Genomic DNA, 13,152 nt, shown 5'->3' with positions numbered 1-13,152 from the left:
GTCCAGACAGAATGTGAGCGGCCGCGCCAAACCAAGCGTGCCGACGTCTGTGGGAGGACATCATGCAAAGACGCGATTTCATCAAAACGGGCCTGTCGGCCTCGGCCCTGTTGGCCGCAGGCCCGGCGCTGGCAGAGTGGGCGCCGCGCCGCCCCATCAATGCGATCCTGCCCTATTCGGCCGGTGGCGGTACGGATGCGCTGGCCCGCGCGGCGGCGGCGTCTGCCGAGGGCATCCTGCCCGTGCCCCTGGTCATCGTGAACAAGCCGGGGTCGTCGGGCATCACGGGGGCCACCGAAGCGGCGGCGGCGCGGCCCGATGGCAGCACGGTCATGGTGACGTCGTCGGGATCGTTCCTTCTGACCTCGATGCTGCGGGACACGGATGTGAACCCCTTTGACAGCTTCGAGATCATCGCACAGATCGGCAACCTGACGCCCGCCGTGATCGTGCCGGCCGGCAGCCCGTTTCAGAGTGTGCAGGACCTGGTGGATGCGGCCAGGGCCAACCCCGGTGCGCTGCGCTGGGCCCACAACGGCAGGGGCGGGTTTCACCAGGTGGCCGGGCAAAGCTTTCTCAACCGCAACGGTCTTGATGCGCAGGACGTTCCGTTCAAGGGGGGCGGCCCGACCCGGGCGGCGGTCATCGGCGCGCAGGTCGATTTCGCCTTTGTCGGCATCCAGCAGGCCGCCGGGTTCGAAAACGAATTGCGGGTTCTGGCCCTGGCCGCACCCGAGCGGGACGCGATCCGGGACGACGTCCCGACGCTGGCGGAGCTTGGGTTCGACTATGTCGCGGTGTCGTCCCCGATTGTGTTCTTTGCGCCCAAGGGCACCGACCCCGAGATCGTCAGCGGCATGGAGGCCGCATTGAAAGCCATCACCGAGACCCGGCAATTCGCGGATCTGATGCGCGAACGGGGCAATGTCCCTGCCTTTCTGAGCGGGGCCGACACCGCCGCGCGCCTGCGCCGGATGCAGCAGGAGACACAGCCGGTCATCGACGCCCTGAAGTCGCAAGGCTAGGTCGGTGGCGGACGGCACCGTTCCCGCACAGCGGGCCGTGGGGGTGGCGCTGATCCTGCTTGGGATCGGCGCGACCGCCACAAGCCTGAGCATCGGTCTGGACCAATACGGGCGCTGGGGAGCGAGGTTCTTTCCCCTGGGCGGATCGATTGCGCTGCTGGTGCTGGGCGGTGTCGAGCTGTGGGGGGCCAGGCCCGCACCCGTGACCGACAGGCGGCATTTGCCTGCCGTTGCCGCGCTTCTGGTGCTGTCGGTCCTGTATGTCTGGTCGATGTCGATGGTTGGATATCTGGTCAGCACCGCCCTGGCGGCCCCCGTCGCGCTGTATCTGTTTGGCGTGCGCAACCGGGTGGGTCTGGGCGCGGCGGCGCTGCTGTGCCCTGCGATCTATCACGGTGTATTCTTCGGTCTGTTGGGGGTCTTTCCGCCGCTTGGCCGGTGGTTTGACCTGCTGGATGTGATCGGAGGCTATTGAAAGATGGATATCTTTGCGGGCCTTGCCACGGTTCTGGCCGATCCGGTTCTGCTGGGCTGGGTGTTTCTGGCAGCCGTGGTCGGAATGATCGTGGGGGCGATTCCGGGCCTCACTGCCTCTGCCGCGATTGCGATGCTGTTGCCGCTGACCTTCTACATGGAGCCGCTGCCCGCGCTGGCGTTTTTGTATGTGATCGGGAAATCGGGGCGCTATGGCGGGTCCATCGCCGCCATCCTGTTCAACACGCCGGGCACGGCCGCCTCTGCGGCGACGCAGCTGGACGGGTATCCACTGGCGCGGCAGGGCAAGGCCGGCAAGGCGATGAAGGTTGCGACCGTTTCGTCCGTGATCGGCGATTTCATCGGCGAGATATTGTTGATCATCGGCGTTGCGTGGATTGCAGCCATCGCGCTGAAACTTGGCCCGCCAGAGCTGTTCGCGGTCTACTGTGCGGCGTTCATCGTGATCGGGTCGGTGATCGGGCGGTCTGTCACGCGGGGCCTTGCATCGGCCGCGCTGGGCGTTCTGGTCGCGATGATCGGGCTGGACCCCATCAGTTCGACCGAACGGTTCACGTTCGGCAGTTTCGATCTGACCAACGGCATTTCACTGGTGCCGCTGATGATCGGCATCTTCGTGCTGGGCGAGGTCTTTGCCCAGATCGAGGCGCGGGGTGCCAAGGCGGAAATGGTCCCGACGGACCAGACGGACGCGGCCCGCAACACGCTGAGCTGGGCCGAGTACCGCCCGTGCATGCCGCATGTCATCCGCTCTTCGTTCATCGGCGCGTTTATCGGCATGTTGCCGGGGCTTGGTTCGGCCATTGCGGCCTTTGTGGCTTATGGCGAGGGAAAGCGGCGCGCGCGTAACCCGCAAGACTGGGGCAAAGGCGCATTGGAAGGGATTGCCGCGCCCGAGGCCGCGAACAATGCGGTCAGCGGGCCGTCCATGGCGCCGCTGCTGACCCTTGGAATTCCGGGGTCCACGATCGGCGCGATCCTGATCGGTGTATTCCTGATCCATGGCATCCAGATCGGGCCCACGATGTTCCTGACCAGCCGCGATCTGGTGTTTGCCCTGTTTGCCTGCGGGCTGATCGGGATCGCGATGTATGGTGTCATTGGTTATTTCGGGGCCGCCTGGGTCGGGCGCTTCATCACGCGCATTCCGACGCAGGTGCTGTATCCGATCATCTTTCTGACCGCCTTTGTCGCGGCCTATACGTCGCGCGGCAACCTGTTTGACGTCTACGTGATGGTCGCCGCGGGCTTTGCCGGTTGGGCGATGCGCAAGTTGCACTTCAACCCGGCGGCCTTTGTCATTTCCTTTGTTCTGGCGGGGGGCGCGGAGGAAGCGTTCCGGCAGGCGCTGTTGCTGAGCGATAACGGGCTGATGATCTTTGTCACCCGGCCCATTGCGCTGGTGTTCCTGCTGATTGGTGTGGCCGCGATGGTTGCGCGCGTGCGCCGCGTGAACAGGCAGGCGCGCACCGTCGCGCTGAAGGACGCCTGATGGCCGGCCCCCTGACCGGCATACGTGTCATCGACTGGACCCATGTCCTGGCCGGGCCGGCCTGCGCCTATTACCTGGGGCAACTGGGCGCTGACGTCATCAAGGTGGAGCGGCCCGGTCGCGGGGATGCGATGCGCCATCGTGGCGGCAGTGACACCGACCGGTCGGCCAGCGGGGCAAGTACCGCATTTCAGACCCAGGGGGCGGGCAAACGCTATCTCTGTCTGGATGTCGACCACCCCGAAGGCCGCGCGGTGTTCGCGCGGTTGCTGCGGTCGGCGGATGTGCTGGTTGAAAACCACCGCCCCACGACCCTGGCCCGTCTGAACCTGACCGAGGCCGACACGCGCGCGATCAATCCGCGCCTGATCCACTGCGCAATGACCGGCTATGGGCGCGGCCATGCCATGGCGGATGCGCCGGCCTATGACGTCAACATTCAGGCGATCAGCGGCCTGATGGCGTTGACCGGCACGGTCGAGACCGGACCGATCCGCACAGGGGCCCCCATCATCGACTATGCCACCGGGCTGGCGGGCGCGTTGGGGGTCATGTCCGCGCTGATGACGCGCACCCAGACCGGCGCTGGCGGGTTTGTCGATGTGTCCATGCTGGATACCGCATTTGCGCTGATGTCATCGACAATCACCGATTACCGCCTGACGGGGGTGGAACCGCGACCGCGGGGCAATGCGGCCAACAGCCGGTCGCCGTCGGCCGGGACATTCGCGTGCCGGGAGGGGCATATCAGTCTGGGCGTGAACGAGGAGGCGCAGTTTCGCGCGCTGGCCACGGCCATCGGCAAGGCGGAATGGCTGGAGGAGTCGCGGTTTGCATCCGCGCGGGCCCGCAGCGACCATCGGGCGGCGATTGTGCAGGACCTGTGTGCCGTCCTGCTGACAAGATCGGCCATGGAGTGGGAAGACATCCTGCTGGCGGCAGGGGTCCCGTGCGCGCGCTTGCGCAGCGTTGCCGAGGCGTTGGACCTGCCGCCGGCGACAGAGCGGCGGTTTGCCACGCGTGGTCCCGCCGGGTTCCCGGGACTGCCCTTTGTGATCGGGGCAGGGATGCCCGATGCTGGCCCCCGGGACCTGGGGGCGGACACATGCGCCGTGCTGGGCGACATCGGTCTTGGCGATGCAGAAATCGACGCCCTGCTGGCGGCAGGGGTCATTGAACAGCCCATGTGAACATCGCGACCGTTCCGTGCCTGCGCGGTGCCTAGACCAGCCGCGAGACGTCCTTGGCCGCCCTCACAAAATCCTCGAACAGCGGATGTGGCGCGAAGGGTTTTGATTTCAGCTCGGGGTGGAACTGCACCCCGATGAACCACGGATGGTCCGACCATTCCACGATTTCGGGAAGCCGTCCGTCCGGCGACATGCCGGAAAAGCAAAGCCCAGCCTTTTCAAGCTGTTCGCGGTACTTGATGTCGACCTCGTAGCGGTGGCGGTGACGTTCATCGATGGCGGTGGTGCCGTACGCCTCGGCCACGCGGCTGCCGTCCGTCAGGGTTGCGTCATAGGCCCCAAGGCGCATGGTGCCGCCCTTGTCGTCGCCCACCTTGCGTTCGACCTTGTGATTGCCCTGCACCCATTCCTTGAGGTGATAGACGACCGGTTCGAACCGTTTCTTGCCTGCCTCGTGGTCAAACTCCTCGGACCCTGCGGTCTTGAGGCCCGCCACGTTCCGGGCCGCTTCGATCACCGCCATCTGCATGCCCAGGCAAATGCCCAGATAGGGCACCTTGCGGGTGCGGGCGAATTCGGCGGCCTTGATCTTGCCCTCGGTGCCGCGTTCGCCAAAGCCGCCGGGGACCAGGATCGCGTGGAACCCTTCGAGGTGCGGCGCCGGGTCCTCGTTTTCGAACAGCTCGGCATCGACCCATTCGACCTTGACCCGGACGCGGTTTGCCATGCCGCCATGGGTCAGCGCCTCGGCAATCGATTTATAGGCGTCTTCCAGCTGGGTGTATTTGCCGACGATGGCGACCTTCACCTCGCCTTCGGCGTTGTGGATGCGGTCGCTGACATCTTCCCACTTGCGCAGGTCCGGTTTGGGCGCGGGCGAGATCTGGAAGGCGTCGAGCACGGCCTGGTCCAGCCCTTCGGCGTGATAGGCCAACGGCGCGTCATAGATGGTGCCCAGATCCTGCGCCGCGATCACGGAATCCGGCCGGACATTGCAGAACAGCGCCAGCTTCTCGCGTTCCTTTTCGGGGATCGGCCCCTCGGACCGGCACACGAGGATGTCGGGTGCGATGCCGATGGAGCGGAGTTCCTTCACGCTGTGCTGCGTGGGCTTGGTCTTCAACTCGCCGCTGGCCCTGATGTAGGGCAACAGCGTCAGGTGCATGAAGATGCACTGGCCGCGCGGCTTGTCCTGGCTGAACTGGCGGATGGCTTCGAAGAAGGGCAGCCCCTCGATGTCGCCCACTGTGCCGCCGATCTCGCAGAGCATGAAATCAACCTCGTCATCGCCGATCTCGATGAAATCCTTGATCTCGTTCGTGACGTGGGGGATCACCTGAATGGTCTTGCCCAGGTAGTCGCCGCGCCGTTCCTTTTCCAGCACGTTGGAGTAAATGCGGCCTGAGGACACGGAATCGGTCTTGCGCGCGGCCACGCCGGTGAAGCGTTCGTAATGGCCCAGGTCGAGGTCGGTTTCGGCGCCATCATCGGTCACGAACACCTCGCCATGTTCAAAGGGGGACATGGTGCCGGGGTCGACGTTCAGATAGGGGTCGAGCTTGCGCAGGCGAACCGAAAATCCGCGCGCCTGCAACAAAGCACCCAAGGCGGCCGACGCAAGCCCCTTGCCCAGTGAGGACACAACGCCACCCGTGATAAAAATATAGCGTGCCATTTCGGTGCAGTCCCCCGTGGTTCAGTCTGGCCCTGTATTTGGCTTTGGGCCATTGTCGGGACACGCAAACAAGCGTTCCCCACGGGGCCTCAGTATAACAGGATTCGGATGGGCGGGGCAAGGATGCCGCAACATGATGTTGCAGCTTTCCAGACGCCCGCAAGGTTTTGTTTAGTCGGCGCTGGGAACCAGCGGTGCAGTGTCGTCCGCGCTGGGCGGCAACAGGTCGCTGCCCGGCGGCACCAGATCATCGGCAGGTGCGTTTTGCGCAGGCGGCGTGATGCCAAGCTGATCGATCACCGACGTGCCGGACGCGTTCTGTGCCGCAATGATCGTCAGCGTGATCGACGTGATGGTGAAGGCGATCCCGAACAGCCATGTGACCTTGCCCAGGGCCGTGGCCGCCGGACGGCCCGATGCGGCGCCGCCACCACCGCCACCCATGCCCAAACCGCCCCCTTCGGAGCGCTGCATCAGCACCACGGCAATCAGGCCGAGGGCGAGGATCAGGTGGATGATCAGGATGACGTTTTCCATGGAGGCGTTGGGCCCTTTGCTGCGCGATGGGCGGTATCTATGCAAGTTTGGGATGCGGGGCAAGGGCGGTTTCGGCCTCTGGACATTTGGCAACGCAGTGGCCCATGATCAGACCATGCCCCATGACCATTCCGACCATGATCACCCGCATTCCCTGCTGCCTCCGGACCCTGCGCTGCGGGTCAAGGCACTGGAGACGATCCTGACCCGGAAGGGGCTGATTGACCCCGCCGCGCTGGACGAGATCATCGACACCTATGAGAACCGGATAGGACCCAGGAACGGCGCCCACGTGGTGGCCCGCGCCTGGTCCGATCCTGCGTTCAAGACGGCACTTCTGGACGATGCCGACCCGGTACTGGCCGAGATGGGATATTACGGCCGGCAGGGCGAACATATGGTGGTGGTCGAAAACACCGCCCAGACGCACAACATGGTCGTGTGCACGCTGTGTTCCTGCTATCCATGGCCGCTGCTGGGCATCCCGCCGGGCTGGTACAAGTCCGACGCCTATCGCGCCCGCGCGGTGCGTGAGCCACGCAAGGTTTTGGCAGAATTTGGGGTCGAGTTGCCCGAGGGCACCGCTGTTCGGGTTTGGGATTCGACGGCAGAAATTCGCTATCTGGTCCTGCCGCAACGGCCCGAGGGCACGGACGGAATGGACGAGGCGGCGCTCATGGCGCTTGTCACCCGCGACAGCATGATCGGCTGCGGACTGGCGGCTGCCCCTTAACCCACTGTCACACGACATATTGGCGCGTACGCCATGACGCGCGTACACAACATATTGGCGCGTACGCTGTGACGCGCTTACACGACATACTGGCGCGTACGCTGTGACCCGCGTACACGACATGGGGGGCCGTTTTGGCGATGGGCCAGTGGTGCCGGAGCCCGAGCACGTGAAGTTTCACGCCGATTGGCATCCGCGCGCCCTGGCGATCACGCTGGCCTGCGGGTCGTTGGGCCTGTGGAACCTTGATGTGTCCCGGCACGCCCGCGAAAGCCTGTCGCCGGCGGATTACGGGCGGTTTTCCTACTATGAAAAGTGGATTGCCGCGCTGGCTGACCTGCTGGTCGGCACCGGCGCGCTGACGGCAGAGGAACTGGCGCAGGGGCAGGCGGCCGGCGACAGCGATCTGGCGGACCGGCGGCTGGCAGCGGCGGCCGTCGCCGGTGTTCTGGCCCGGGGCGGGCCTGCAACACGGCCCAGCAACGTGTCCGCCGTGTTTGCCGTCGGGGATGTCGTTCAGGTCCGGCGCTTGCCCGAGAACATGATGGTATCGGGCGGACACACGCGTTTGCCCGCCTACGCGGCCGGAGCGGTCGGGACGGTCGTACGCCTGCATGGCAGCCATGTGCTGCCGGACAGCAACGCGCATGGCAGGGGCGAAGCGCCCGAGCCGCTATATGCCGTGGCCCTCAGGGCCAGGGATATCTGGGCGCATCCCGAGCACCCGGACGACGAGGTCATCCTGGATCTGTGGCAAAGCTACCTGTCTGCGCCATGACACGCGCGCCGGTCTTTGAGGCGCCGTGGCATGCGCAGCTTTTTGCCTTGACGGTACATCTGAACGAGGCGGGGCACTTCGCATGGCCGGATTGGGCCGACCGGTTCGGGGCCACGCTGAAACGGCACGGGCTCGACAGGGAACTGAACGGAGGCGATGACTACTTCATCGCGTGGCTCGAAACGCTCGAGGCGTTCCTGACCGAAACGGGGGCTGCCGAAACGCACGCCCTGTCAGACATGCGTGCGGCCTGGGAGGCCGCCTATCTGCGCACGCCGCATGGACAGCCGGTCAACCTCGACTGATCCTTCATCTTGCCAGATAAACTCCGGGGGAGTCGCGTCAGCGACGGGGGCTGGCCCCCGCCGATTTTTCAAAAAATCGGCCGCCCCGCCTCAAACCTCGTCAACATCGTCCACATCCGCCTGACCGGAGAGTCTGCGACGCACGATGCTCCAGCTCAGCCCGATGCCCAGCACCAGCGACAGGGCCAGCAACCCCAGCCATGTATTCACATTGCGGTTGTCGAGGCGGAGAAACCCCAGATCATAGGCCACCCAGAGCATGGCACCAACCACGGCCAGGATCAGAGCCATGCCGATCCCGCCGATCGACCGCAGCGTGGCGCGCAGGTAGATGATATAGGCAATGAGCAAGAGCAGCCCCGCCAGCACGGCGATGGACAGGTTTTGCCCGCCGTATTGCGTGACCCATTGGACGTAGTTGTATTCGGTCGGATTGTAGGTTGCGGTGAGGAGTGCCAGGGCAAAGAGCCAGCGTGCGAGAAAGCCCATGATAAGTGGTCCTGTTGTCGTCTGGACGTGTTCATGGCCTGAAACCTGCGCAGGCTGCAAGCGGCGGAGCCTCCGGCGGTCGTATTTTCGGTCAGAAGAAACACAGATAGCGGTTTGCGTCCGGCCCTTGCGTCGCTATACGGGCGCGGGTTTCATGGAAAGGATGTCTCATGGCCAATGTGGTGGTTGTCGGCGCGCAATGGGGCGACGAGGGCAAGGGCAAGATTGTCGACTGGCTGAGCGAGCGGGCGGACGTGATCGCGCGCTTTCAGGGCGGCCACAATGCCGGGCACACGCTGGTCATTGATGGCGAGGTCTACAAGCTGCACGCGCTGCCGTCGGGGGTTGTGCGCGGCGGCAAGCTGTCTGTTATCGGCAATGGTGTCGTGCTGGACCCCTGGCACCTGGTGTCCGAGATCGAGACGCTGCGCGGCCAGGGGGTCGAGATCACACCCGAGACGCTGATGATTGCCGAGAACACGCCGCTGATCCTGCCCATTCATGGTGAATTGGACCGGGCGCGCGAGGCGCAGAATTCCGTGGCCAAGATCGGGACCACGGGGCGCGGCATCGGTCCGTGTTACGAGGACAAGGTCGGCCGTCGCGTGGTGCGTGTGGCCGATCTGGCGGATCAGGCGACGCTTGAGTTGCGCGTGGACCGGGCGTTGGTGCATCACGATGCACTGCGCCGTGGTCTTGGCCTTGATCCGGTGGACCGCGATGCGCTGATTGCCAAGCTGGCCGAAGTCGCTCCGGCGATCCTTGAATACGCCGCCCCCGTCTGGAAAGTGATGAACGAGGCGCGCAAGGCAGGCAAGCGCATCCTGTTCGAAGGGGCGCAGGGCGCGCTTCTGGACATTGATTTCGGGACCTATCCCTTTGTGACATCTTCGAATGTGATTGCGGGTCAGGCGGCCACGGGTGTCGGCATGGGACCCGGCAGCATCGATTTCGTACTTGGCATCGTCAAGGCCTACACGACGCGCGTAGGCGAGGGGCCGTTCCCGACCGAATTGGAAGACGAAGACGGCCAGCGTCTGGGCGAACGGGGCCACGAGTTTGGCACCACCACGGGCCGCAAGCGCCGTTGCGGGTGGTTCGATGCGTGCCTGGTGCGCCAGACCTGCGCGACCTCCGGCGTGAACGGGATTTCGCTGACCAAGCTCGACGTGCTCGACGGGTTCGAGACGCTCAAAATCTGCGTGGGCTACGAGTTGGACGGGGTGCGCATGGATTACCTGCCCACCGCCGCCGACCAGCAGGCACGTTGCACACCCGTCTACGAAGAGATGCCCGGGTGGTCGGAATCGACCGAAGGCGCGCGCAGCTGGGCCGACCTGCCCGCCAATGCCATCAAGTACGTGCGCCGGGTGGAAGAGTTGATTGACTGCCCTGTCGCCCTACTTTCCACTTCGCCCGAGCGCGAGGATACGATCCTTGTCCGGGACCCGTTCGCCGACTGAGGAGGCAAGATGGCCCTGCGCTACAAGACCCGGAAACGCCTGTCCCTGCTGATCCTGATCGTCGCGCTGCCCCTTTACATCGTGGCAGCCGTGTCATTGGTCGGGGTCTTCGAACGCCCGTCGTTCTTGGTGGAACTGGTGATCTATGTCGGGTTGGGCGTGATCTGGGCATTTCCGCTCAAGTTCATCTTCAAGGGGATCGGTCAGGCGGATCCCGACACACCGGATTCGTGATAGGGTGGCGCCACAAGGAGGTGCCATCATGCTGTTCCATCCCGCCATTCCCATATTCCGCTGCTTTGATGAGCGTCTGGCGCGTGACTTTTACCTTGGTTTTCTTGGCTTCGTAGAAACCTTTGCCTTTCGTCAGGACAGGGACGGGCCGCTCTGCCTGGGCGTGCAATTGGGAAAATGCCGTCTGCACCTGTCGGAGTTTTTCGGTGACGCGAGCCCCGGCGGGTCGATAAGGATCGAGATGGACGATGTGCACGGGTTTTGCGCGGCAGTGTTGGCGAAAGACGACCCTCACGCGCGGCCCGAGGTGCAGCGTCAGCCCTGGGGCATGGACGACATGACGATGTCTGACCCGTTCGGCAACCGGCTGATCTTTTGCACTGATATACCTGACGGCGCAGGCTGACCGCCGACAACGAAAAAGGGCGGCCTGCATGAGCCGCCCCTGAGCCTCTGTCTTCGCAGGACCTAGCCCGCTTCGCGTTGATCCGGACGGTAGCCGATGTCGCCTGTGACGGCAAAGCGGCCCCCCTTGATCTTTTCGATCTTGCCGGCGCGCAGCAATTGTCCGAAGGACCGCAGCCCGTCTTCGCGGCTGAAATCGCCTTGTTCGACCTGACGGACCTTGGTCATCAGTTGCGGGCGTGAAAACTGGTCGCGGCCTTCGACAAAGCTGAGATAGCTTGCCGCGGCTTCGAGCAGGGCAGGCAGGTCATGTGCGCCCATGTCGGAGGCATAGTCCGCAAAGCTGGCGGCATCGTCGGCGGCTGCATCCTGGACGGCTGCCACGCGGCGCGGGGTCACCGGCCCTTTGGGCGCCGCATCCACATCAACACGCTGTTCGGCCACCAGCTTGAGCGGCGCCGGGCGGTCCGTGCTTGGGCGTTGGGCGCCTTCACCGCGGGGCGCGGGGCGGCGCGGCTTGACCACATCGGCCAAGTCCGACCGAAAGGCCCCTTCGTCCTCGCCATCGGTCTTGCCGATGTCGGCATCGGCCTTTTTCGCCATCACGGCGGCCTTGAGATGCTGGAAGGCGTTGCGGCGGCGCGACCCTTCGGGTTCTTCCATCTGGTTGTCGGCTTCGGCCATCAGACGCTGGACATCATCGTCCTTGATCATTGCAGGTTCGGCTTCGACCTCTTCCACCTGGCTGTCCATCACGTCGTCCGTGTCGACCGCGGTCATCGTTGCATCATCATCGGACCCAACGGCATCTTCGGCCACGGGCAGTTCGGCTTGAGGCAGTTCGGCCTCAACCTCGGCCAGTTCGGCCAACAGTTCTGCCTCCTCCTCCTCCGAAAGCGAGGTCGGGGCAGAGCTGTCCTCGATCTCTTCGAGGGCGCCGCTGGCAATGGCCGCGTCGATATCGGCGCGTTTGACCTTGATCACGCGGGCAATCGGCTTGGCAGGGGCAGGGGGTTCGACCGCTGCCTCGACCTCATCTTCGGTCTCGGCTTCCGGGGCCTCGTCAAAGATGTTGTCTGCCTTGTCCTCGTCCGCGTCGGGCGTGCCATCGTCAGCTGCCATCAGCGCGGCCAGGGTGTCGAGCCCGAGATCGTCGTCAGCTGCGTCGTCCAGGTGCCGGGCATCGGCGCCCGCACCCGTTTCGGGAGCCTCTTCGATGGCGGTGGCATCCTCTTGGGTATCTGCATCCTGTTCAAAACGGGCAAGAATGTCGGCGATGTCGTCATCGTCGTCTTCAACCGCATCGGCACTGTCGTCTGCCTGGGCGGCCGCGATGTCATCTGCTGCGGCTTCGCGCACGGCCTGGGCCGATACCGCATCTTCCTGCGCGTCGGCCATATCGTCCATTTCGGCAGACGGGGCAAAGGGTTCGGCATGTTCGTCTTCGAACAATTCGTCCTCTTCCGCCTCTTCCTGGCTTTGCGACACGACGGCGCGGATACGTTGCAGCTTGGCCGCGATGCTGTCGGGGGCCATGTCGGCGACCGGGGCGGGATCAACCGCCTCGTCCACAGGCTCGGCCTCGACAGGGGTTGCATCAACGGGGGCGCTGGCAAAGAATTCTTCGGCTTCGGCTTCGGCTTCGGCTTCGGCTTCGGCTTCGGCTTCGGCTTCGGCTTCGGCTTCGGCTTCGGCTTCGGCCAGGTCCGCGTCTGCCTTTTTATCTTCGGCCTTGGCGTCTTCGGTCTCGGGCGCGATCTCGCCTTCATCTTCCGCCGTCACGGCGGGGTCTTCGGCGGCATCTTCGATCGTTTCGGCCTCGACGGCCTCTGCCACCGGTGCGTCGGCCTCAACTCCCTCGGCCCCGGGCGTATCCGCCACGGCTTCTGCGGGTTCGGATGCGCCTGCGGTCGGGGCGTCCGCGGCTTCGGCCTCGGCTGTGTCCTCAGCGGCGGCAATCGCGGCAGGGGCGGCTGTCGCGGCGGCCAAGGCGGCAGGAGATGCCGTGCTCGGCGCAGGCGCAGGCGTTTCGGCGCTGAGCACGATCCGGCCTTCCTGTTGGCGCGCTTCGACGCGGCGCGAAATCTCGCGCTCGGCGATGCGGGCCAGCATTTCCACGTCTGGTTGGGGCGGTTCAGCCCCGAAATACCTGTCATCGGCCGCAAGGTCGCGGAAATACTCCGCTATTGCCTTCATCGTGCCGAAGCTGTCATCGAATCCTTCCAACGTGCACGAGAACGTGCCATAGGAGACTGTCAAAATTTTATTGTTACTCATCATCGGATGCTCGTCCTCTGCCGATATGCAAAGGGTGTTCTAAAGGGCAATGCC

At 64.5% G+C, this 13,152-nt stretch carries 14 protein-coding genes; 10 read left to right on the top strand and 4 right to left on the bottom strand.

The genetic code is table 11. The annotated features are described in order from the left end of the window. Positions 1-62: 62 nt before the first annotated feature. From Q0844_RS12640 to Q0844_RS12625, 4 genes are read left to right on the top strand one after another with little or no spacing between them, the layout of a single operon-like run. Positions 63-1,025, top strand: a complete 963-nt coding sequence (locus Q0844_RS12640; protein WP_299045377.1) for a tripartite tricarboxylate transporter substrate binding protein — start codon at positions 63-65, stop codon at positions 1,023-1,025. A gap of 4 nt (positions 1,026-1,029) precedes the next feature. Continuing rightward, positions 1,030-1,500, top strand: a complete 471-nt coding sequence (locus Q0844_RS12635; protein WP_299045376.1) for a tripartite tricarboxylate transporter TctB family protein — start codon at positions 1,030-1,032, stop codon at positions 1,498-1,500. A gap of 3 nt (positions 1,501-1,503) precedes the next feature. Further along, a complete protein-coding gene (locus Q0844_RS12630) occupies positions 1,504-3,012 on the top strand; it encodes a tripartite tricarboxylate transporter permease (RefSeq protein WP_299045374.1) in 1,509 nt (502 codons plus the stop codon). Further along, the gene (locus tag Q0844_RS12625; RefSeq protein ID WP_299045372.1) at positions 3,012-4,202 is read left to right on the top strand and encodes a CoA transferase; all 1,191 of its coding nucleotides are present in this window, start codon (positions 3,012-3,014) and stop codon (positions 4,200-4,202) included. Before Q0844_RS12630 ends, Q0844_RS12625 begins: the two co-directional genes overlap by 1 nt. Positions 4,203-4,233: 31 nt before the next feature. Here Q0844_RS12625 and Q0844_RS12620 read toward each other — a convergent pair whose 3' ends face one another. Continuing rightward, entirely contained in the window at positions 4,234-5,877 is a 1,644-nt protein-coding gene (locus tag Q0844_RS12620) for a CTP synthase (RefSeq protein ID WP_299045370.1), read from the bottom strand. Between the two features lie 171 nt (positions 5,878-6,048). Next, positions 6,049-6,414, bottom strand: a complete 366-nt coding sequence (secG, locus tag Q0844_RS12615) for a preprotein translocase subunit SecG (protein ID WP_299045368.1) — start codon at positions 6,412-6,414, stop codon at positions 6,049-6,051. A gap of 115 nt (positions 6,415-6,529) precedes the next feature. Here secG and nthA point away from each other — a divergent pair, with 115 nt between their 5' ends. The 3 genes from nthA to Q0844_RS12600 all read left to right on the top strand — a co-directional run bounded on the left by nthA (position 6,530) and on the right by Q0844_RS12600 (position 8,230). Beyond that, a complete protein-coding gene (nthA, locus tag Q0844_RS12610) occupies positions 6,530-7,147 on the top strand; it encodes a nitrile hydratase subunit alpha (RefSeq protein WP_299046749.1) in 618 nt (205 codons plus the stop codon). Between the two features lie 103 nt (positions 7,148-7,250). Further along, positions 7,251-7,925, top strand: a complete 675-nt coding sequence (gene nthB, locus Q0844_RS12605) for a nitrile hydratase subunit beta (RefSeq protein ID WP_299045366.1) — start codon at positions 7,251-7,253, stop codon at positions 7,923-7,925. After that, positions 7,922-8,230: a nitrile hydratase accessory protein gene (locus tag Q0844_RS12600; RefSeq protein ID WP_299045364.1), complete on the top strand. Its 309-nt coding sequence runs from the start codon at positions 7,922-7,924 to the stop codon at positions 8,228-8,230. The genes nthB and Q0844_RS12600 overlap by 4 nt, the downstream gene beginning before the upstream one ends. A 90-nt stretch (positions 8,231-8,320) precedes the next feature. Here the strand turns inward: Q0844_RS12600 and Q0844_RS12595 are convergent, their stop codons facing one another. After that, positions 8,321-8,719, bottom strand: coding sequence for a DUF6524 family protein (locus tag Q0844_RS12595; protein WP_299045362.1), 399 nt, complete (start codon positions 8,717-8,719; stop codon positions 8,321-8,323). A 170-nt stretch (positions 8,720-8,889) separates the two neighbouring features. Here Q0844_RS12595 and Q0844_RS12590 point away from each other — a divergent pair, with 170 nt between their 5' ends. The 3 genes from Q0844_RS12590 to Q0844_RS12580 are packed head-to-tail and all read left to right on the top strand — an operon-like array spanning position 8,890 to position 10,822. Continuing rightward, a complete protein-coding gene (locus Q0844_RS12590; protein ID WP_299045361.1) occupies positions 8,890-10,182 on the top strand; it encodes an adenylosuccinate synthase in 1,293 nt (430 codons plus the stop codon). A 9-nt stretch (positions 10,183-10,191) separates the two neighbouring features. Further along, positions 10,192-10,416 (top strand): DUF2842 domain-containing protein, encoded by a 225-nt coding sequence (locus Q0844_RS12585; RefSeq protein ID WP_299045359.1) that lies wholly within the window; start codon positions 10,192-10,194, stop codon positions 10,414-10,416. Between the two features lie 28 nt (positions 10,417-10,444). Then, positions 10,445-10,822 carry a glyoxalase superfamily protein gene (locus Q0844_RS12580; RefSeq protein WP_299045357.1) on the top strand — a complete coding sequence of 126 codons (378 nt, stop codon included), beginning with the start codon at positions 10,445-10,447 and terminating at the stop codon, positions 10,820-10,822. Between the two features lie 62 nt (positions 10,823-10,884). Here Q0844_RS12580 and Q0844_RS12575 read toward each other — a convergent pair whose 3' ends face one another. Then, complete coding sequence (locus tag Q0844_RS12575) at positions 10,885-13,098, bottom strand: hypothetical protein (RefSeq protein ID WP_299045355.1); 2,214 nt, start codon at positions 13,096-13,098, stop codon at positions 10,885-10,887. Positions 13,099-13,152: the final 54 nt, after the last annotated feature.

It is taken from the genome of uncultured Tateyamaria sp., from assembly GCF_947503465.1.
GTDB lineage: Bacteria > Pseudomonadota > Alphaproteobacteria > Rhodobacterales > Rhodobacteraceae > Tateyamaria.
This window is presented reverse-complemented; position numbering and strand designations above follow the sequence as displayed.